The following is a 21,472-nucleotide window of genomic DNA, read 5'->3' as shown; positions in this document are numbered from 1 at the left end:
CGTTATGAGTTACAAATCAGTAAAAGACGTTGTAACTATGTTGCAAGAAAACGGTTTTGTTCTAAAGAGTCAGAAAGGTAGCCACATGAAATTTGAAAAAGATGGTAAAGTGGTTATTGTACCGAATCATAATAGCAAAGGCGTTGAGAAAGGCACTTATTACAGCATTTTGAGACAAGCGGGGCTAAAGTAGCCCCCTTGTTCTCTCAATTTTAAAAAGGAGGTAATATGAAAACAGTAGAAGTGATTGTAGAACATGCAGGAAAGAATTTGAGTGCTTATATCGAAGGTGCTCCGGTCATAACTGTAGGTAATGACATGAAGGAGTTGGAGGATAATATGAAGGAGGCGATCGAGTTATATTTGGAAGATAACGATAGTCCCTGCGAAGTGTTATCTGGGGAGTTTGAGTTGAAGTTTAAGATTGATGCTGCTACATTTATCAACTATTACAGTAATATCTTTACTAAGGCTGCATTGAGCCGTATTACAGGAATCAATGAACGCCAGTTGTGGCATTATGCTGCCGGAGTTCACAAACCTCGCAGGCAGCAGTTAGAGAAAATTCAGAGGGGTATTCAATCATTGACAAAGGAACTGTCTGCCATAAATCTATTGTGAATACGTCAGCTTTTTGAGATTTAAGGTAGAGACTGGAATAATGGTTTATCCGTTAATAGATGTTGATATGAGAAAGAAACATATATACTGGAAAGGATGGATATGGATTGTAATAATATTAACTTCATTGTTATTGCTATTAAATTTCATATTACCATTACAATCATTTTTTCCTGTTATAGGTGATGAAAAAGTTTGGTTAACAATATGGGGTAATATAATATCGTCGGTTATTGCAACATCTGTTGGAGTTGTAATGCAGCGGAATTATAGTCGAAGGGAATATGTAAAAGAACAAAAGCTTATTTCATTACGTAATAAAGTAGATAATTACAAAGTTTTATACAAAGAATTAAAAGGAATTATAGAAAGTAATATATCAATACTTGAGTTCAATGAGTTTATTAAGTTAATACAGTATATTGATTATAAAACAACAAATGCTGAATTGATTGCAAAGGTATACGATTATCAATCTTCTGTATTGAATGCACTTAAGAGAATAGAATTCTTTTTTCAGAATAAAGAAAAAAGTGCAGAGTATATTGTTTATCACGGGGTTGTTAATGAGTTTGTGAATATCTATAATAAAATACTACCAGCATATATTAAGTATTTGAACACTATGGATAAGAGCGCTCATAAGAGTTTTGCTAATGTTGATATTTTATTGCCTTTTGTAGAAGAGAAAGATAAATTACAATTGTCAATGCTAAAAATGGCAGGAAATAATATGATATATGAGTGGAAAGATAAATTTATTCATGTTTTTGATATTCAAAAAGATAATATGGATAAACTTACCAAAGCGTTGAATTGTGCATCAACTGATTTGCTTAATGATGAAAATGAAAAAATAAAAGAATTGGAGGTTGAAATAAGAAATCTTGAATATTAGTTTTCAGTTATAGTCAAAATCATATAAAGTGTATATTAATAATTTTGTAGGCGTGGTTCCATTTGGTTTCACGCCTTTTTTATATCATTTTACGACAATCGTTTCATTGTCGTATATCACCTATCTAATTATTTCCCTTCCACCCACTTACTTTTTACTTTTATACCGTATTTGTGACATCAACGCGAAGGTCACGAATCAGGAGTTCAAATATTTACTAATCATTTGTATTGGTGGTATTTTTACTTCCACAAATTGAATTTCAAATTTAATAATTCATACGGTATGACAATCTTAGAACAAATTTTAGCAGGACTACAACAGAAATTCTCTGGGGTGGACACTGCTATCTTAACCCGAATTGCCACCAAAAAGGCAGAGGGTGTAACGGACGAGACAAAGGTAAACTCCATTGTTGAGGGTATCAGCTTTTCGGACGTGCTTAATTCCTATGGTGATTTCCGTGCCGGGGATGCTTCAAAAACGGCAGTGACTAACTACGAGAAGAAGCATAACCTTAAAGACGGTAAGCCAGTCGAGACTACCACTACTACCACAACCACCAAAGCGGAAGACAAGCCGGATGATATGGCTACCATCATTGCCAATGCAGTGAGTGCAGCCGTTAAACCGCTTTCTGACAAGCTCGCTCAGTTTGAAACGGAGAAGTCACAGGCTACCCGACAAGAGCAGATTTTGGCAAAGGCAAAGGAGTATGGTATTCCCGAAACATTCGCAAAGCGTTATGCGATTCCTGATGATGCAGACTTAGACATTTATTTCAAGGACGCTAAACAGGAACTTGCCAATATCGGCTTTAGTGGTGTGACTCCTCCTGAATCAGCGGAAACAAAGATGGAGAAGGAAGCTGAATCTATTGCGAATATGATTTCGGAAGGAACAAAAACTATTGTTGAATCTAAAAAGTAAAATTTATGGCAGCAGGTACTAAGTATAACTTGACCCCGGAATACAAACCGGAAGAGTTCTACCGTGTTGAGACGGGTGTCAGAAAGAGCGGACCGTGGAAGTTGGATATTACCAACCTTGTAGTAGGCTCTGTTCTTCCTGTATTCACACCTGTACAAGCGGACTTGAAGAAACGGACACTCGTTCCCGTCCGCAATGTGAAAGTGGTTGAAGCTTATACCACAGGAGACTCTAATCTCACCATCAAGGTGGCAAAAGATTCTTTGGCTTATCAGGGTATGTTCATCGGAAGCGGAAAGAAAGGCGCAGAGGTAGCATCTATCGACAAGTCAACCAAGGATTATGATGTATTAACCATCAAAGCGGCTTTCGGAGAAAATATCGCTAAGGATACGGTTCTTTTCGAAGCTACCGCAGTGGGTGGAACAGTGAAGAAGAACACTGCAAACTTCGTTCTTTATGATGCGAAGAAAGTTGAGAGCGATGGAGCGGTTCTCTGCACTCTCTTGATGCAAGCCTATGAGGTAAAGGAAAGCAAGTTGGTTCTTCCGATCCATGAGATGGATAAGGTGGGATTGACAAGCCGTTTCCAGTTTGAGTATTAATCATTAAAAGTTTAGATATGAATTTGACCATACAAACTTTATTTACAGATCCCAATATCGTCCAAGCGATTATTGACCGTGTTCTTCAATTGAGATTGGATACAATCTATTGGAAGCAATACGGAGATTTCTTGGAAACCAAGCAGCGTGTTTTCAAAACTTATTTGGGAACAGTTACAGGTGTCGTTGCCGGTTCCATCCTTGGCAAGAATGACCAGAAGCCCATTCGCGAAAGACGCTCACTCGGAAGCGGTTATACTGAAATCGCCTATTTGGGCGACCGTTATCAGATGGATATTGAACGTCTGTCACAATTGCAGGACATTATTGATAAGTTCAATGCAGCAAACACCGCTGACCAGCGTACGATTTTGCAGGAAATTATTGACTTTATCGTTGATGATTACCGTCAGATTTTGCTTGCTCCGCACAAGCGTATGGATATTGTCGTTCCCGAGCTTCTGATGACCGGTAAGGCTCAGGTTCACCTTGCAGACAACAAGGAAAACATTGAGTTGCTTGATATTGAACTACCGTTCCATTTCATCACTCCGACAGTAGCGGAAAAAGCGAAATTTATCTCTTACTTGCAGCAGGAGATTCAGAAGCTTAAAGCCAAATACGGTGTGTTCTCCAAAATGATTATGTCTCGTAGCACATTTGCTAAGAACATTATCGGTTCCAGTGAGTTCGGTGACAAGTTTAAGATGAATCTTACCGCTAATGAAATGTACCTTTCTACTGGGTTGATAACATCACAACTTGCTTCTACCATCTTTACGGGCATCGGTCTTCCTGCAATCGAAATCAAGGAAGATTACGTAGAGAATCAGAACGGTGAAAATGTGCAGATTTATGCAGATGACCGCATTACCTTATTGCGGACAGATAGTGTAATGAAGATGCGCCACCATAAGCCGTATGTGATGACTGACCCAGTTCCGGGACGCTCTTACAATAAAGCAGAAGGTCAGATGTCCGTATGCAACTATCGTGATGGAGAGGGTAGATACATGGAATACACCGCAGAGTGGATTCCTGAGTTTATAGCTCCGAACAAGATTGTGAACTTCGACCTTTCAACGATGAACGCATGACAGTAAATGAATACATATCACAGAAGCTTCAGACCTTCGGCATTCAATTGTCGGAGGCTGACCTTTTGGATATGTGTCTTACCTCGAAGATAAGCGGAGAGGATGAGATGAACGAGGGTTACTACAGTCGTGTTTCTGTGGCAATTGCGAAGTTCATCCCCTCTCTATTGCTTCGTGCCACTTCAATCAGTGAAAGCGGTTTTTCGATGTCTTGGAATCTTGAAGGCGTTAAGGACTACTATTCATTTTTATGTAAACAGTACGGTTTGAAAGACGAACTGAGTAACAAACCTAAATGTACCTTCTTATGATATTCGCTCCACACATATTGCAGGTAAAGGTTATCACGCCGATGGAAAAGGATGAGTTTGGCAGACCTATCCCCGGAACTGGTGGTGAGAGCTGGCAGGATGTATGTAAGTGCCGTTGTGATGATAATACTACCAAAGAATTTTCATCCAATAACGGCTCTGTATATCGTCCGAATTATCATGTAGTGTGCGAGAAAAGAATCACTGTTAAGGCAGGTGATGAAGTCCGTTGTATGGATGACGAGAACGTGAGAGGTCAAGGCGAGGTTTACACGGTGAAGAGTACAAACTACTTTAACTACTCGGAATTATGGATGTAGATTTCGATTTTTCAGATGTCGATGATTTCTTCGATGAAGGAGAATGGGAAGTTGAGAAGAAGATGATTGATGTGGGTGATGAAGCTGTGAAATACGCAGAGGAACATGGCGACTATCAAGACCACACACTCACTCTGAGAACGTCCAATGATTACGATGTTGACGAAAATGGCTTAACTCTGAAAAACGAAGCGGAATACGCTTCATTCGTTGAATCTAAGGGATATGATGTTTTAAGTGGTGCCGCTTTATATGCGGAGAAACGATTAAAAGAAGAATTTGAATGATAGTAACCACCGACATAGGAAACATCCTCTACCGGGACTGCAAGGCTTTCGGAATAGACATAGTGCCTGACGGTGAAACGCTGACGGGCGAATTGAAGTCTGAAAGAATCGTTATCCATGCAAAGAAGCAACAGCCGGGGACTTATTGGAAGAAGTCTTTCGCGGAAGTGAATCTTTGTGTTCCTGATTTAAGCGAAAATGAAGCAAACACCATCCGCTTGAATGAACTCGAAAGAGAAGCAAACAAACGATTTGATGATGTGGTAAGCGCCTATGACGGCACGACCTATCGTTACTCCATTGATTCTATCGGCACGGAAGCGGACACAGCTTTGAAGTGTCATTATGTGAATGTGAGAATTTTGTTTGAAGTATTAAATGTAAAACTATAAGATTATGATTACAGCTGTAGAAATTGACGAATTGTATTATGCGGAACCTATAACGACGGTTGCAGCCGCAGCAACTGGATTGACTGGTGCGGAGGTTGCTGCTATCTTGAAAAATGCAGCAACGAAGCGGGTCAAGAACGTACACGGTGACACGTATCAGTACGAAGAAGCGGAGGCGAGTGTAACTCGTTACAAAAACGCTTTGACGGGTGAGTACTACCGGGAAACGTCCGAACCAGGTGAGGTGAAAATCAACTTTACCATTGGTGAGTATGATTATGCTACAAAGGCTGATTTGCAAGGCGGAAAAGCCACTGAAAAGAATTGGGAAAGAGGCAAGTATAAGCCTATTCATAAATGTGTGATTGGTAAAACCAAAGACGGAGTTTATGTGGTGTTCCCGAAAGCGGCTATCAACGCCCGCGGGTCGAATACCGATAAGGCCATCGGATTAGCTGTTGCAGCCGTTCCGCTTACTACTGGAGTGGATGGTTTGGCTTCTGAGAAATGGTTTGATGAGTCGGAAGTAGTAGCTCCGGCAGGGTAAGGTAAAATGATTAGTTAATAAAAGGGCAGGGTGGACGGTGTTTGCTTTGCCCTTTTTAATTTAAAGATTATGAATCAAGCTGCGAAAATAGTATCTGATGCCTTGCTGGGATTGGATTTCAAAAATGTAGAGATAGGAGGAATGGTTTATACTATCAAACCGCCTACTATTAAAGTTATTTGCCGTGCCATACGACATTTTTCTAATATCGGTATGGTTGGAGATAACATCATGGAAGCAATCAATGAACTTCCTGAAGCTACCAATGATATGCTGAAAGGAATTTCATGTTTTATCTGCGGTAATGAAAAAATGGCTAAGGCTTTGAAAAATGGGACTTTTGAAGAAATTAAAGAAACTTTGGAAGTGTGTTTTTCTATGATGGATATTTCGGCTTTTCAGTGTGTCAGCTCGATGAAGAATGTGTCGATGCTGGCAGCAAAACCGAAACAGTAGGAAACACAACATTCTTTGGGCAGATAGCTCATCTTATAGATACGCTTCATCTAAGTTACACAGAAGTGTTTGAGGTTATTCCTTATAGAAACCTGTTGATGATGCAAAGGGATAAATTACACGCTGTATATGGCGGACAAAAGGTTAAGAAAATCAGTGGTAAAGAATTGGTAAAACGAAGAAATAAGTATGTCTAAATTATATTTCAAAGTAAGTAGCGACTGGGAAGAAGTTGTAAAACTTCGTAATGAGATTGTAAAGTTAAAGCAGGAATTGAAGAGCATGGACAGCACACAATCTCCTGCCACTTTCAAAACACTTAATACCCAACTTGCGGCATCTACTCAACAGCTTGACGGATTGGTGGCAAAGGCAGCCCAAGCTGGTGCTGTAATGGAGGGGGATTTTAAGAAGAAAATCTTCGACGCCTCACAATCCGTTAACGGGTTTACAGAAAAGATTATTGCCCAAAAGAATGCTGTTGGCTCTCTTCAAACAACTATCCGTAAAAATAAGGAACTATATAAGAATATTGTTTCAAGAGGTGGTGAAGATAAAGCGCTACTTAACCATATCAGAGAGCAAGAAAGAGCACTTGGCAAAGAACGGGATGCTTTGTTTAATCTTACTCAGCAGCAAGCAGAAGCACGTCTTTCAGTAAAAAAGATCCGTGATGAATATGCGCTTTACAAGGATGATGCAAAAGATGTCACTGAAGCAAACAATGGGGTTGCTGTCTCGTGGAAGAAAGCTTTGGCTGTTATTGGTGGAGCTGGCGTATTAAAAGCATTAGGCTCTGAAATGATTCGTGTGCGTGGTGAGTTTCAAGCGGCCGATACTGCCATTCAAACGTTGTTAGGTAGCAAGGAGAAAGCCGATGCGCTCATGGCGCAAGTACGTGAATATGCGAAGATTTCACCGCTGGAATTTTCCGATGTTACTTCCGCTACACAGATGATGTTAGGGTTTAATATCGAAGCCGAAAGAGTGCCACGTTATTTACAAGCTATTGGTGATGTTTCTATGGGGAATACACAGAAATTCAACTCTCTTACTTTGGCATTCTCTCAGATGTCAGCAGCAGGCAAGTTGATGGGGCAGGACTTGAACCAAATGATAAATGCCGGATTCAATCCATTTCAAATAATGTCTGAAAAGACAGGGAAGTCTATTGCCACACTCAAAGATGAGATGTCTAAGGGGGCTATTTCCGCAGAAATGGTACAACAGGCGTTTATTGACGCCACTTCCGCAGGCGGTCGGTTCTATAATATGTCCGAGAATGCTTCAAAGGAGATAAACGGTCAGCTATCTATGATGCAGGATGCTTTGGATTCTGTGTTTAACGAACTAGGGCAGAAGTCAGAAGGGGTAATTATGGATGGTATTCAAATGACTACCTCGCTGATTGAAAACTATGAGACAGTCGGAAAGGTATTGGCCGGATTGGTGGTTACTTACGGGACATATCGTACTGCTGTGATGTTAGTTACTGCTGCTGAAAATGGTCATTCTGCGGCAACATTAATTATGCGTGGAAGAATATTATTAGCGCAGAAAGCACAGGCATTACTGAATGCTACCATGTTGAAAAATCCGTATGTCTTGTTGGCTACGGTGGCAATTGGCGCAGCTTCTGCTGTGTGGGCATTTAGCAAACGAACAACTGAAGCACAAGAAGTACAAGAAAGGTATAATGCTTCAAAAGAAGATGCTATACGAAAAGAAGAATCTCACAGGCAAGAAATTCAACGTCTTATTTCTGTCGCAGGCGATGAAGCGGAAGCTACAGCAAACCGCAATGCTGCAATAGAATCACTAAAAAAGGCATATCCGGGAATCATCGAAAAATATATTGATGAGGAAGGGCATTTGACAAATTTGATTCAGTTGCAGAAAGACCTTAACGAGGAACAATCTAAGCGGAAAAAAGAAAGCAATCAGGAAAAACTTGCTTCCATAAATGCCAAAGTTAGGAATCAAGAAGAATATGTATCAGGGATGTCGGGTAGTAAAGAGGCTATCAATGAGGCTAATGATGTTCTTAAAGAACTTCAAAGACAACAAAAGGAGGCTCAAGCTGCCGTAAATACCGACTATATAAATGCTCGCATTGAAGAAGCTAAAAAATTTTCTGATGACGAACTTAAAAAAGCTATATCTCAATGGAAATCTTCTCTTTCAAGAGTAACAGAAGATATGATTGGGGAATTTTCACGTGATGAAGTATCTTCATTTGTGAAATCCCTTGAGACATTGCAGTCTGCAAGAGAAAAGCAATCTAAAAATAAGAAATATTGGGAAACAAAAAAGAAAGAAGCTGAAACCGCTTTAAACTCCATTGCGTCTTCTCAAAAGAAATTAATGGACGCTGGTAAGTTTAAAGGGATAGACGAAACCGTAATAAAGAGTTACAAGGATAATGTTAAGAAGCTAAAGGAGGCAGAAAAAGAACTAAAAGTCTACGATTCATCTTCCAAGCAAGAATCTGCAGCTGAGAAACTTCGTAAGCAGACCGATAAATATAATGTCCTCCTTGAGAAACAAGCGTTGGAACAAAAACGCAATGCCGAGGATTTGCAAATGAGAGTTGATGAAGCCCGAATCAAGGCAATGGATGAAGGTTCTGCCAAGACTATTGCCGAAATGGAGCTCAACTTTGAAAAAGAGATGCAGGCTATCGACCGGCAGAAAGAGGATACTCTGCGGAAAAAGATTGAGGATGCCCGTGCTACATGGGAGACTAGCCCAGATAAAAAAAAGGGAGAGACTTTTAATGCAAGTGGGATTACATTATCTATTTCGGAAAACGATGTCTTCGATAATTTATATAAAAGTGGAATAGCTTCTTTCGAGAAGAATTTGAAAGAGTATCAAAATAAACAGGATAATGCTTGGAATGAGTATTATATCAAGTATGGAGAGTATCAGGAGAAACGCAAAGCTATCATGGATAAATATGATAAGCAGATTGCGGATGCAGAAGAGGGGAGTGTTGAAAAATCCACTTTTATTGCCCAGAGAAAAGAAGATCTTGATAGCCTGGATGATGAATTGATGAAAAACTCAGAATTATGGGGAAGATTTTTCACGGATTTCTCTAATCGTTCTTCATCGTCAATAAGGAATATAATAGAGGATATTCAAGAGCTTATTGATTATATGAATGGGATAGAGGGAACTAAAATTCCCGATTTGTTTAAGGATAATGAAAAGACTGTGAAAGCTATAAATGATGCTATGGCTAATCCTTCTTCCTTAAATAAATTTACATCAAGTCTTTCTTCTCAAATAGCCAAATTCAAAAAGATGCTTGATAAGGATAATCCATTCAAGATGATTCAGGATGGCTTTAAGAATAATGATTATGAAAGCACATCTAAAGGATTTGGTAGTATAGCATCTGCTGTAAAAGAGCTGGATGGTGTTCTTGGAGATTTGGGGGTTAAATCAGAAAGTACAGCTGGAAAGGTTACCTCTGTTTTAAGTAGTACAGCTTCTTATGCGGCAACTGGCGCATCTATTGGTGGACCTTGGGGAGCTGTTATTGGTGGAGCAATAGGCATGGCATCAGGATTAATCGGTGTCCTTGGTGCTGATTATTCTGCCTATAATAAAATGAAAGAAGAATATGGGGCACTTATTGATGTTTGGGACACGCTTATTAGTAAAAAGCAGAAATATATAGATATATCTTATGGCGATGAAGCGCGTAAGGCTGGGCAAGAAGTTCTGGACTTATTGAATAAGAAGGCTCAAAGCAGCGTTGCACTTGGGATAGAGAGACTTAATGCAGGGGCGAGTGCAGGTTCTCATTCCATTGGCGTTCGTCAGAGAAAAGGGATGTCAAGCCAGGGCTGGGATGAACTTCGTAAAGCGGCACAGTCTATTGGATTCAATTATAACTCGGTTGCTGACGGTCGTATGACTGGACTATTTTCTCTTACAGCGGAACAATTGGAACGTCTACAGGAAGAAGCACCTACGTTCTGGGCGAAGTTGGACGATGACGTACAAGGATATTTGCAAAACATTATTGACTGTTCTGATGAGATAGAGGATATGAAGACAAAACTTCAGGAAACAATGACCGGAGTTTCTTTCGATTCTTTCTATGACAGTTTTGTTTCAACCCTTTCCGATATGGGTAAGAGTAGTAAAGATATGGCCGATGATTTTGGAGAATACCTAAAGAACGCTATTTTAGAAAATCTTGTGGCAAATAAGTACCGTGCCAAAATCGAAGCTTTATATAATGATTGGGCTGCAAAATCAGATAGTGATGGAGACGGTGTTTTTGATTTAACTGCTAAAGAATCGGCAGAATTGAAAGATGCCCAAAAGGCGTTAGCTGAGCAAATTATAGCTGAACGTGATGCAATGGCTGATGCTTTTGGATGGAGTTCCCAAGAGTCTACTTCTCAATCTTCGACTTCCAGAGGATTTGGTACCGAAATGACACACGAGGACGCTGGAGAGCTAAGTGGTCGGTTTACAGCTTTACAGATTGCAGGTGAAGAGATAAAAACTCAGAATATCGCTCAAACTCAATCTCTTAATCTGTTAACTGTAAGAGCAGATGCTATCCTTTCCATGAATACAGAAACGAGGAACATCGCTGATGATACGAGGAATTTGATAGCACAATCCTATCTTGAATTGGTACAGATTTCGGAGAATACAGGTAATTCGGCTAAATACTTAAAAGATATCAAAGCAGATATAGCAGAAGTGAAGAAGAATACATCAAAATTATAAGCTATGACAGATTTACTGATTAATGAAAAAGATGCGTTTGCCACATGGGGTGTGAGAATGGGAGAGGGGTTTCTTGATGTTATTGGGGCATCCGCTCCCATGAAGGATTTTATTGAGAACAAAAGCCGACTTGAACATGGGAAACGGGTAATAATCAATGACCCTAAAGTCGATGAGAGGGAAATAACTCTTTCGTTTACTATCGAGGGTAGTTCTCAGTCCGATTATCAATCAAAGAAAAAAGCTTTCTTCGATGAGCTTTATAAAGGCAAGGTTGATATTCAAGTCCCAGCTAATAGTAGCGAGATTTATCATCTGATTTATCTCGGTAAAAGTATCACTTACGCACAGAGTTTAGACCGAACTTTTGCCAAATGTTCGATGAAGTTTAACGAACCGAATCCGGTAAACAGAACCTAATTCACGACATTGGTTTTATTGTCGTGTATGTGAGTGCTCAAAATTGGGCACTCTTTTTTTTATCTCCGAACTTTGGAGATGTTATGATAGATGTCAAAGATATATCCGGTAACGTTCTTCTTGTAACCACTCCCAATGGAGGTTGCAAGCGGAAGTTTACGCTCCAAAAAGAGGATTACATACTTCTGAAATTCTCTTTGGAGAATCCCATATATTTCAAGTTAGGTTCATACGTTGAATGCGATTTGGGGTTATTCGAGGTATGTGACCTTCAAAGTCCCACCTTCAATACCGATAACGCAGGCTATGATTATGAGCTTCGTTTGGATGCATATTATTGGAAATGGAAAAACAAAATCTTCAAATATACCCCAGAAGTGGCAGGGCAAGAGGCATCTTGGAACCTGACCGCTCCGCTTGATGTCCATGTTGGTATAGTCCTTAGAAATTTGAAAGCTCTTGGTTATAAGTATAAAGGACGGGATTTTGAATTTTCCATTGACAGTAGTGTAGAGAATAAGTCTCTTTTGATGAGCTACGACAATATCAATATCCTTGATGCCTTGTTCTCTATGGGAGCTAAAGACAAGTGGAGCTGTGATGTGTGGATAACAGAGAACATCATCCACTTCGGACGGTGTGAGTTCGGTGACCCTGTGGACTTCGAGCAAGGTATAAATGTGAAGGAAATGACACGTTCCGATTCGCAGTCTGATTACGCCACGAGAATCTACGCTTTCGGTTCTACAAGAAACATACCTTCCAACTATCGTCCTGTTGATGAGAGTATTGTTGTGAATGGAGTTGTACAGAAACGCCTTATGCTTCCTGTTGACACTCCTTGCATAGATGCATATCCTGACATGTATACTGAGGAAGCGGTTGAACGGGTGGTTGTGTTTGATGATATTTATCCGCGAAGAGTTGGTACCATGTCCGATATCACCACTCACGAGTATACTGATACCAATGAGGAAAATGGAGAAGTAACGAAATGGAATGCTTATCGTTTCAAGGATACTGGTATAATATTTTCAGAAGAATATAGATTACCGGGAGAGGATTTGAAGATAATATTTCAATCCGGTAAGCTAAACGGAATGATGTTTGTCGTGACATTCAATCCATGCGACAAGGAAGGTGGAGAAACCCCTATCCCGGAAAAGAATGAGGATGGTTCTTGGAACCCGTTAGCACAAGTGTGGGAGATAGTAAGGAATGAAGACTATGGCAGACCGTTACCCGATGAGGTGCTCATTCCCGAAGACGGTGATACCTACGTTTTGTCAGGATGGGATTCAACCAAAATAACCGAATTAGGACTTGTGTCTGCTGCCGAACAGGAATTGAAAGCGGAAACGGAGAAATATGTAGCCAAATCCAAGATAGACCCGAACACCTATACTTGCACGATGATGTCCGATGACGCATACCGTGAGGACGGAATACATAATCTCTATGGTGCAGGTCAGAAAGTTAACCTGATTAACAAAGCCTACTTCGAGAACGGAAGGCAGTCGAGGGTTATCGGGTTTGAATTCAACCTTGACAAACCTTATGATTCCCCCGTATATACTGTCGGGGAAACCGCTGCCTATTCCCGCATAGGGGAAATAGAGGATAAGGTAGAAAGTCTCACTCTCAAGGGTCAGACGTACACAGGTGGAAGCGGTAGTGGTGTATATGTGATAAGAAGAAATGACTCTACTCCTGCAACTGACAGCAATGTGTTCTCGGCATTGCGTTCGTTGTCAATGTTTCTTCGTAAGGACAAGACAGATTTCACCAATTACCTATTGAGGTTATTAGGAGGACTAGAGGTTGGCGAAGCCATAGACTCACTCATTGCGGGCAAGGGCATAATCGCGGATGATAAAGGGAGGATACAGGCTGACCGCATGGAGTTGCGGTCATCGCTGACCGTTTTGCGCCTTATCATCAACGAAATTCAGGCTATGGCCGGAGACTTCTCATTCTCTGACTGTGGTACCATTGAAAAGGTTGAATTGTTGGACGATGGTACTTACCGGCTTACTATGGAGAAGAGAACAGATACGGATTGGACTACATTAGAGGAGAACGACGTATTATATTCTATCGTAAACTCGCTGTTGGTCGGAGGTACTGACTATTATACTTCCTGGTTTAGACCGGTATCGAAAAACCGCAATGATAATACTTTGACTGTAGTTCTTTACCCCGACAGCGAAGTGCCCGGAGGTAAGAACTACCCGCCGGTTGCAGGGTATAATGTTACCCGCCGAGGTAATGCAATGGTACCGGATACTGGTGAAGCTCCGAACGAACGCGCCCAAAGTTGGTTGCTTTCATCCCGTGAAGGTAGGATCATGTTCTTGCAGAATGTTTTCAAGCCCATTCTCGAAGACTACAACTATGCATTGACTCTCGGCCGCTTCCCCAACGTGAAGATGATAGAGAAGCTTCCTATCGGTCCTACAGATGTCGGAGTCATGTCGAAGATTGGTGTCTTTGAAAAGATATATGAAGCTGACTGGAATGGGACAATTATTCCTAAAAAGGTGGATCGCGGTGAGTGGTCTCTGGCTACAGCACAAGGAGATGAACCTTACCGATTTGTAGACTATGAAACCCTTTTGGAGAATCAGAAGGTGATAACCACGCTGGAACAGCATACAGTCTATCATTATGGCTGTAAATGGGGTTGTATAGTAGACAAGACTACCGAAGAGCCTCAATGGAACTCTGCCGGATGGGTATTGCTCGAAGGTGACAAGAACTATCATCTTGACTTTACATCGACTGCCGGTTGGCAGTTCTTTAAGAATGGCGTGAACACCGATATCGCTGCCGTTGTGAGTTATGGCAACCGTGATATCACCAATGTCCTTATGGCTACTACCGGTGTCGAAGTGGAGTGGCTGCGGGATACCGGAAATATCCCTGCCGATAACAGCTGGACTCCTGCTTATGTGGACGGACAGAAGCATGTTATCCGGTTGACTTCCTCCGATATGGGGAGCGAATGGGGGCTTTCGGTTAGGACAGTGAAGTTCATCTGCAGGGTATTCATTCCGGTAGGTGAAGATATTGAGACGGTAGAAAATTATGTTGGATTTAAAATTTGAAAGTTATGGGATTAGAAAAAGTTTTTCCTTGCCTTGTTGAATATCGGTACAAGTTCTTAGGACTTATACCGTGCCGTAGAATGACAATTGTTATTCAGAGAGTCGGCGGTAAGAGCCTTGAGGAGTTGGTAACAGAAAAAACAGGGCATAAGAAAATAACTATAATAGACACTTATTAAAATGGCTATACAAACCCAACCCAAAGACGTACCGGTACACATTGATCCTTATTCTTTCCTGGCAGAGATACAGGTTCTATCTGGTAATCCTGTACAGAACTATAATAAGGACACGAACGATTACGAGCCTGATCGTTCTCTCGTTCCTTGTGTACTCATGCCTTACATTTCCGTTCAGGACCCGGAAGGTTTAATGAATGGAAGCCAGACTATCACCGGTGCCGAGTGGTACGAAGGCGCACCGAAGTCAGATGGCAGCAACCGCATCGTTGACAATGATGACTATGCCATATCAGCCACGGGTAAACCCACCTATTCTTTGACCGTAAAAAAGAATGTGGATTACAACAGCCCGATAGAGCTGCATTGTATCTTCTCTATTACGGATAAGAGAAAAAACACTCAGGAGAAATTCGAGCGTAGTATTGTGCTTCGCACCAGCATCTTTGACTCAAACAACTACTCCCTGAAGATCAACCGGCCCAAAGGCTGGACTATCAACCCGCTCGAAGTGGTGCCCAATAGTAAAGGAGAATGGCTATACTCAATCACCGCTCAAGTGTACTCAGGTGAAGATACGGTTGCAGATTCCAATGCCGCTTATTGGTGGCAGATACTTGACGGTACAACATGGCGTGACTTTACGGCTGATGAGCTTGAGGTGTTTGTCTCCGGCAAGAACGCAGATGGTACCTGGGGGAAAACCCTTACACTGGATGCCCGGTTTTTCCGGAATATTTCTGTGCGTGTCCGTGGTGCATATTATACCGGTACCCGTCCGTCTTCGCCGACTTCGGACGAGATGCAGGCAACGACTTCCATCAAGGTAGAGATGCCTGGTACATTACGCGCTGACATCCGGCAGACGAAAGGTATCAAGCTTAATTCCCGTATGAACACTACAGTCGGTTACGAGTGTGTATTGTCGTATAACAAGCAATTGATTGACAGTAGCAAGGATAACCTATTTGTGATTGACTGGTACGCGAAATCCGCCAAAGCCGGAAGCACAGCAAAAAATGTCGGGCGTGGAAGGACCGTTGAGTTTGTTCCCTCTACATATTCATTCGATCCTTTGTACCCTATATCGGTATATGCTTCAGTGAAAATGTATGCAGTAACGGCATTGGTTACTACGAGTGACGATAAAGTCTTAACTACGAGTGACGGTAAATTGATTATAACATCTAAATATGAGTAAGCTTATGAATTATCTGTTAGTAAAACCGGAAGAACTGGACGGTCAGGGTTACGATTACAAGTATGCCGAACGCATACCGGACGGTCGTGTAATCCTGCCGCTCAGTGCTTTGAAGGTGCTTTCTAATTTCAGCCCTGAAGTACTTTCGAAGGATAAGTTGAAAGCTCTGATAAAGGAGCAAAAGGAAAGCGGCCTGTATGATCCTTCAGAAGAAGAGAATGCAGGCAATTGTGAAGAGCCGGAAGACGGTGGGAATGTTAATGGGGGCGAACCTTCAGGAGAAGATACCACCACTGAAGAATCGACTCCGGCCGAAGATCCTGTTGAACAGGAAGGGGGTGACGTATGAGACTTGACGGAGTTTTTACCCTCATTGCTTTAATGGATGGCACGACTGTTAACGGTACTATCCGGGTAGAGGGTACCCCGCTTGTGCAACGCTATAACGAGGGTACAGCCGTGTTTATCCCGAACTTTGAAGCGTTGGCCGAGAATAATCGTCCGACCGTTGTTGTTATCCTGCGTGATATTTCTGATGGCAGCGTTCTTGTACCCAACACGATTGAGTTTCGCTATAATGACTTATTGTTGACCTTTGGCAGCAACGGTTTGTCAACGAATGCCGGCATGGTTGGCTTTTTTAAAAAGATAGACGCTTACAGTACTACCATTGGCGGAGCTACCTATCAAGTTCCCGCCTTACGTGTGATGAAGAATCTTGTGCCGATATCCAATTATGACAATGACCGGATCACTGTCTCCGGTACCGTTGAAATTGGCGGCTCTTCGATTGCTTTCAATGCGCTGTCAAAGGAAGTCGTAATTCAAGAGTCTACCGGGAATCAGTATGATGTTTTGATAACTAACAACAAGGGTTCACAGCTTCTTGAGGATGGGGAGTCCTTAACTGATACAGCCCGTATTTTCAAAGATGGAGCTGAAATTACCGATTACACCGGATTTACCTTCCAATGGGTAAAAATGCTTGGAGATAGTGAAACAAACTTGGGTACATCTCGCACGCAGGTGATTTCTACCGATGATGTGAATAACGTACTTAAATTGCGTTGTGATGTGAAGAAGGACGGTTCATTGATAGCCTCCGGCTATGATGAGATTACCGACTTTTCCGATCCATACTATATGCTTTTCAAGTTTACCGGCATTAGCGGTAATGCAGTAAAGAAGGGTGAAACAGCAACGGTTACTCCTGTTGCCGCCAAACGTAGTACGGGTGAGGAATTTCCATCGCTCATTAAAACCTGGACATTCTCTCTGAAAGATAACACCGGTGCCGCATTTGTTTTGACGGGAAAGGATTCCGCCACATTTACGGGAGCCAATGCGAAGATTACTTATGAAGATATGGTACGTGCTAAAATGGGCTTATCAGGCACTGTTAGCGGAACTGCATAAATTGTATGATATGATACTGACAGGAACATTCTACTTGGTTGCTGAAGCTGAACGCCTCTGGATTGGCATCAATCCGGAAACGGTATCTTTGGATGCTAATAACGTACAGGCTGCACCGTTACAGGTCCGGTTCTGGGCCGGTGAAGGGAGCAATAAGGTGGCCATGCCTGCCTATCTCACGTTCAGGGTTGAAAGTGTTGTAGGTAGTAGTGTAACGAAGTTATTTGAGGACAAGCCGGAGGCAAAGGTTAGTTCATACGACTACACTATTCCTTCAGATCAGTATGCCACTGCCAACCGTATCAGCATCTATGCTTATGAGGATGCTGGTCGGACGAAAGAGATTGATAGCAAGCAGGTGAACATTGTTGCCGCCAATCCTACGCCATTTCCACGTCCGGAACCTTGGTCTGCTGATCTTGTTTACATGAATGGTGAGTACTTAATGCATGATGATCAGGAGGGTGAAGATGAGGATGTCCTGTACATGTGGACCAGTCGTGTACCTGGTAATACAACGACTGATCCTAAAACATGGATACAGAACAATCCTAATAGTGGATTATGGACGCCATATCCTTACTCTACTTTATTGGCCGGCCGGATAATTCTCGGTAAGTTTGGAATGATTGATTCTGCTGTCTTCCAGAATGGATATATGATATCGCAGCAAGGCGTTGATGCAAATGGAAATACAACGTTTGATTATCGTAAATTTGGAACTGATGCATTTTCTCCCAATTTGATGCTTAATTTCATGAACGGAGATATCGTTGGTGGAAGTTGTGATTTATCTGGTAATATAAGGCGTGGAATAGTAGCTTATGAATCCGGTTCTTTTTTTCAGATTACTGCTAAAAGTAATAACTATGTAATTAAGAATAGTCAGGCGCAGAACAAAGTCTATTTGCTTTTTAGTACAGGAGCTAAATCCCTCGGAACAGAACTCTGTATAATCAATGGAGGAAGTGGAGTTACTACGGTTTCATTTTTCCTGGAAAATCCATTTTTCCTGTTCAAAGGCAAAGTATATACTTATATCAAGCTGAATAAACCAGGTGATAATATAGATCTAATATACTCTCCTGTACTACCCAGCCTGTCTCCAGGTACAGGCGGTGCAGCTTTCATTATCAGAAATAAATCTGATTTCAGAGCTGCTACAGACGGAGTTACATTGGAGAGCATTTAGTTCAAAGTTCACACGGAGAAATCCGTCTTTTATCAGCATCTCCCAATGCTGTAATTTGGGGAAACAAATTAAACAAAAAAGAGATAATTCTAAAATGTTAAATTGGGCTGATTTTCTTGATAGAAAAAAACGCCCGTTAAAAGTACAAGGGTATGGAGAAGACTACAATTAAGGACTACAACAATGGTTTGGAAACCAAAGATAGTCTAAGTAAAGTGAAAGCAGTTGATGCTTCCGGTAATGATATACTCGTTAATTCTAAGGTTGTTGCGCAAGCTGGAGGATGTGGAAGTATCGCTCCGAGTGAAAGGTTATCGCAAGGCAAATGGTACAGAATTGCTTTGGGACGCTACGGAAATGTCCCCTATGCTGTGCTCTTGATAATAGGAAACTATTATAATAATGAGGCTCCAAATTCTCAGTTACTATATATCCATGCCGATGGATATAGTGATAGGCAATCTGTGGTTCAGTTGGCTAATTCTGGCAGAGTAATAAGTAAAGCTCGAATATTATATAAAGCATCACCAACTAACGGCTCAATGCTTGATATATTTGTTCGAACTACAAACTCAAATCAGTTGATGTTTTCTTATTCGTGCAACATAAATTTTATTTTCCAGTCACCGGTTGAAGTTCCTGAAGAACCTGATGCGGGATATTTAGTCAAAGAATTTACATTCTGAAAGAGGGCGACTACGGTCGCCTATTTTTGTACCATATCTTTTGCCCCTTAAAAATACAAGGGTATGGAAAAAATGTTAATTAGCGATGCAGAGGTAGTAAACGAATTGATAACCACAATTCCGGTTGCTACCTCTGAAAAAAATGGTCTTAAACCCGCCAGTGATGTAAAAATGGAAAGAAGAATACAAACCACAGTGTCAAGGGTCGTATATGAAATGAACACTAAAACAGCAATATCCACTTCTTTGCTCATTAGTATTGCTGCTTTTGGAGGTGGGCCAATGACTTTATTTTATATGACTATCAATAGATCAACCGATGTTTTGAAGGCACCTACGATAATTTTAAATCGGATAGGCGGAGCAAGTACTCCATCAACTCCACGATTTAAGGTATGGAGTGATGGAAATACTGGTGCATTCAAAATTATTTTTGAACGCACCCAACATACACCAGCTATATATGTGAAGATTATGAATACTGTCCAAACTATAGATAATATCCCTTTGACAGAAGCTAATCAAGATGAAGTTGACGCAGCGACATATATTGATGTGACACAATAATAGTAGGGGCACTATGCCCCTATTATCTAGAGCAATTCCGTTCTATACCATTACAATTCCGTCCAGTCGGTTACATCCTCTTCTATAACGTTACGAAATACACAATCTGAAGTGTAAAAACCTTGAAAACAGGTTGTAATAGAGAACTCTGTATTAAATTTTATTGCAAGATATAGTTCTCCATTATAACGGCAATGTCCTAATTTAAAGTCTACAAGATTATTTCCTCCTCCCCATCCACCTGTCACATTCATGTCTTTTATTAGGTATGAAGCAGAACGAAATAATACGATATCGGCCTTGGCCATCATCGGATTATATTCTACACCTGCTCTTAACACATACAAACTTCCTAGGACTCCGGCAGCATCTATTTTATCGGTTAATCCGGAAATAGGAACAAATAGCAGAATCCTACTTCCCGCCCCAGAACTTGGACTGTATCTTAATTGTGTATATCTCATTTTATCCGTTCCTGAAGCCAAGGAAGTATATTCAACCTTAGACAAGCTATCTACAGTCACCTGTGCCACGTTCTGGTCAGCTGTTAGCCCTATAATTGATGAGGGGGCGCTGGTTAACCCAACTTCTGACAATTTTATCTTCTCCATTATACCATTGTATTTTTAACGGGCGACTAATACGCAATTTGTCCGTGCAGGATTAGTTTACTAACTTCACAGACAAAAATGATTTACGCATACATTAGGGTGAGTACCGATAAGCAAACTGTCGAAAACCAGCGGTTTGAAGTTCAGAATTTTGCCAATGAACGCAAATTAGTGATTGATAAGTGGGTGTCGGAAACGGTGTCAGGCACAAAGGCCGCTAAAGACAGAAAGTTGGGTCCACTTTTAAAGAGAATGAAGAAGGGTGATACGCTCATACTTTCTGAAATTAGCCGGTTAGGTCGTAATCTTATGGGAATTATGAGTATGCTTCATCTTTGTATGACGAAGGAAACCTTTGTTCTAACTGTTAAGGAGAAATACGAGCTTGGCAATAACATTAATAGCCAGGTGTTGGCATTCGCTTTCGGGCTGTCAGCTCAGATTGAGCGTGATTTAATTTCTCAACGTACTAAGGAAGGACTGGCACGGCGTAAAGCAAGCGGTCAGCAATTGGGTCGGAAGAAGGGCGATAAGAATACACATTATAAACTCACCGGAAAAGAAAATATAATCCGGACTATGCTTGATTATGGTTACTCGAAGGCTGCTATCTGTAGAAAACTGAAATGCAACTTTAAAACGCTTGATGATCATCTTGAAAGAATGAATGAAAAGCCTTGTGAATTAGAAGATAATTAGTACCTTTGCGACATACGATTATGCCCATTAACAGCCCGTATTAGGTGTTGTTGATGGGCTTTTTTGTGCCTAAAATCCCGTCTTACTTTTCACAAGCGAGGCGGGATAACGACATGTATCAGATTGACCGTTAAGACCAATCTGATAACAAAGGTAGTATTAATAATTAAAA

23 protein-coding genes are annotated in these 21,472 nt (G+C 41.2%); 22 read left to right on the top strand and 1 reads right to left on the bottom strand.

Features of this window, described 5'->3' with window-relative positions:
• Positions 1-4 precede the first annotated feature (4 nt).
• The 21 genes from K6V21_RS22415 to K6V21_RS22315 all read left to right on the top strand — a co-directional run bounded on the left by K6V21_RS22415 (position 5) and on the right by K6V21_RS22315 (position 19,990).
• Positions 5-193: a type II toxin-antitoxin system HicA family toxin gene (locus K6V21_RS22415; protein WP_004288889.1), complete on the top strand. Its 189-nt coding sequence runs from the start codon at positions 5-7 to the stop codon at positions 191-193.
• Positions 194-228: 35 nt separating this feature from the next.
• Positions 229-621 (top strand): type II toxin-antitoxin system HicB family antitoxin, encoded by a 393-nt coding sequence (locus K6V21_RS22410; protein WP_138291663.1) that lies wholly within the window; start codon positions 229-231, stop codon positions 619-621.
• A gap of 67 nt (positions 622-688) precedes the next feature.
• Positions 689-1,519 carry a hypothetical protein gene (locus tag K6V21_RS22405; RefSeq protein WP_224319934.1) on the top strand — a complete coding sequence of 277 codons (831 nt, stop codon included), beginning with the start codon at positions 689-691 and terminating at the stop codon, positions 1,517-1,519.
• Positions 1,520-1,804: 285 nt separating this feature from the next.
• On the top strand, positions 1,805-2,449 hold the full coding sequence (locus tag K6V21_RS22400; RefSeq protein WP_224319933.1) for a hypothetical protein: 645 nt from the start codon (positions 1,805-1,807) through the stop codon (positions 2,447-2,449).
• A gap of 5 nt (positions 2,450-2,454) precedes the next feature.
• Positions 2,455-3,054 carry a head fiber protein gene (locus K6V21_RS22395; RefSeq protein ID WP_223126662.1) on the top strand — a complete coding sequence of 200 codons (600 nt, stop codon included), beginning with the start codon at positions 2,455-2,457 and terminating at the stop codon, positions 3,052-3,054.
• A 17-nt stretch (positions 3,055-3,071) separates the two neighbouring features.
• A complete protein-coding gene (locus K6V21_RS22390) occupies positions 3,072-4,151 on the top strand; it encodes a hypothetical protein (protein ID WP_224319932.1) in 1,080 nt (359 codons plus the stop codon).
• Positions 4,148-4,462 (top strand): DUF6706 family protein, encoded by a 315-nt coding sequence (locus tag K6V21_RS22385; protein ID WP_224319931.1) that lies wholly within the window; start codon positions 4,148-4,150, stop codon positions 4,460-4,462. Before K6V21_RS22390 ends, K6V21_RS22385 begins: the two co-directional genes overlap by 4 nt.
• Positions 4,459-4,782: a hypothetical protein gene (locus tag K6V21_RS22380; RefSeq protein WP_224319930.1), complete on the top strand. Its 324-nt coding sequence runs from the start codon at positions 4,459-4,461 to the stop codon at positions 4,780-4,782. Before K6V21_RS22385 ends, K6V21_RS22380 begins: the two co-directional genes overlap by 4 nt.
• The gene (locus K6V21_RS22375) at positions 4,773-5,069 is read left to right on the top strand and encodes a hypothetical protein (protein WP_224319929.1); all 297 of its coding nucleotides are present in this window, start codon (positions 4,773-4,775) and stop codon (positions 5,067-5,069) included. The genes K6V21_RS22380 and K6V21_RS22375 overlap by 10 nt, the downstream gene beginning before the upstream one ends.
• Positions 5,066-5,461 carry a hypothetical protein gene (locus K6V21_RS22370; RefSeq protein WP_224319928.1) on the top strand — a complete coding sequence of 132 codons (396 nt, stop codon included), beginning with the start codon at positions 5,066-5,068 and terminating at the stop codon, positions 5,459-5,461. The genes K6V21_RS22375 and K6V21_RS22370 overlap by 4 nt, the downstream gene beginning before the upstream one ends.
• 4 nt (positions 5,462-5,465) lie before the next feature.
• Positions 5,466-6,008: a hypothetical protein gene (locus K6V21_RS22365; protein ID WP_224319927.1), complete on the top strand. Its 543-nt coding sequence runs from the start codon at positions 5,466-5,468 to the stop codon at positions 6,006-6,008.
• A gap of 69 nt (positions 6,009-6,077) precedes the next feature.
• Positions 6,078-6,464: a hypothetical protein gene (locus K6V21_RS22360; protein WP_224319926.1), complete on the top strand. Its 387-nt coding sequence runs from the start codon at positions 6,078-6,080 to the stop codon at positions 6,462-6,464.
• 189 nt (positions 6,465-6,653) lie between these two features.
• Complete coding sequence (locus K6V21_RS22355) at positions 6,654-11,222, top strand: tape measure protein (RefSeq protein WP_224319925.1); 4,569 nt, start codon at positions 6,654-6,656, stop codon at positions 11,220-11,222.
• A 3-nt stretch (positions 11,223-11,225) separates the two neighbouring features.
• Positions 11,226-11,642 carry a hypothetical protein gene (locus K6V21_RS22350; protein ID WP_224319924.1) on the top strand — a complete coding sequence of 139 codons (417 nt, stop codon included), beginning with the start codon at positions 11,226-11,228 and terminating at the stop codon, positions 11,640-11,642.
• An 83-nt stretch (positions 11,643-11,725) separates the two neighbouring features.
• The gene (locus K6V21_RS22345) at positions 11,726-14,749 is read left to right on the top strand and encodes a hypothetical protein (protein ID WP_224319923.1); all 3,024 of its coding nucleotides are present in this window, start codon (positions 11,726-11,728) and stop codon (positions 14,747-14,749) included.
• A 180-nt stretch (positions 14,750-14,929) separates the two neighbouring features.
• Positions 14,930-16,129, top strand: a complete 1,200-nt coding sequence (locus tag K6V21_RS22340; protein WP_224319922.1) for a hypothetical protein — start codon at positions 14,930-14,932, stop codon at positions 16,127-16,129.
• On the top strand, positions 16,122-16,478 hold the full coding sequence (locus K6V21_RS22335; protein WP_224319921.1) for a hypothetical protein: 357 nt from the start codon (positions 16,122-16,124) through the stop codon (positions 16,476-16,478). Before K6V21_RS22340 ends, K6V21_RS22335 begins: the two co-directional genes overlap by 8 nt.
• A complete protein-coding gene (locus K6V21_RS22330) occupies positions 16,475-17,545 on the top strand; it encodes a hypothetical protein (RefSeq protein ID WP_224319920.1) in 1,071 nt (356 codons plus the stop codon). The genes K6V21_RS22335 and K6V21_RS22330 overlap by 4 nt, the downstream gene beginning before the upstream one ends.
• Positions 17,487-18,737 (top strand): hypothetical protein, encoded by a 1,251-nt coding sequence (locus K6V21_RS22325; protein WP_224319919.1) that lies wholly within the window; start codon positions 17,487-17,489, stop codon positions 18,735-18,737. The genes K6V21_RS22330 and K6V21_RS22325 overlap by 59 nt, the downstream gene beginning before the upstream one ends.
• Positions 18,738-18,889: 152 nt before the next feature.
• A complete protein-coding gene (locus K6V21_RS22320; protein WP_224319918.1) occupies positions 18,890-19,423 on the top strand; it encodes a hypothetical protein in 534 nt (177 codons plus the stop codon).
• A gap of 63 nt (positions 19,424-19,486) precedes the next feature.
• Positions 19,487-19,990 carry a hypothetical protein gene (locus K6V21_RS22315; RefSeq protein WP_224319917.1) on the top strand — a complete coding sequence of 168 codons (504 nt, stop codon included), beginning with the start codon at positions 19,487-19,489 and terminating at the stop codon, positions 19,988-19,990.
• Between the two features lie 50 nt (positions 19,991-20,040).
• Here the strand turns inward: K6V21_RS22315 and K6V21_RS22310 are convergent, their stop codons facing one another.
• Positions 20,041-20,601 carry a hypothetical protein gene (locus tag K6V21_RS22310; protein ID WP_224319916.1) on the bottom strand — a complete coding sequence of 187 codons (561 nt, stop codon included), beginning with the start codon at positions 20,599-20,601 and terminating at the stop codon, positions 20,041-20,043.
• Between the two features lie 78 nt (positions 20,602-20,679).
• Between K6V21_RS22310 and K6V21_RS22305 the strand changes: the two genes are divergently transcribed.
• Positions 20,680-21,300 (top strand): master DNA invertase Mpi family serine-type recombinase, encoded by a 621-nt coding sequence (locus tag K6V21_RS22305; protein WP_224319915.1) that lies wholly within the window; start codon positions 20,680-20,682, stop codon positions 21,298-21,300.
• Positions 21,301-21,472 lie beyond the last annotated feature (172 nt).

This window comes from Bacteroides cellulosilyticus (genome assembly GCF_020091405.1).
GTDB lineage: Bacteria > Bacteroidota > Bacteroidia > Bacteroidales > Bacteroidaceae > Bacteroides.
Note: the sequence above shows the minus strand (reverse complement) of the source record. Positions and strands in the feature narration are given on the sequence as shown.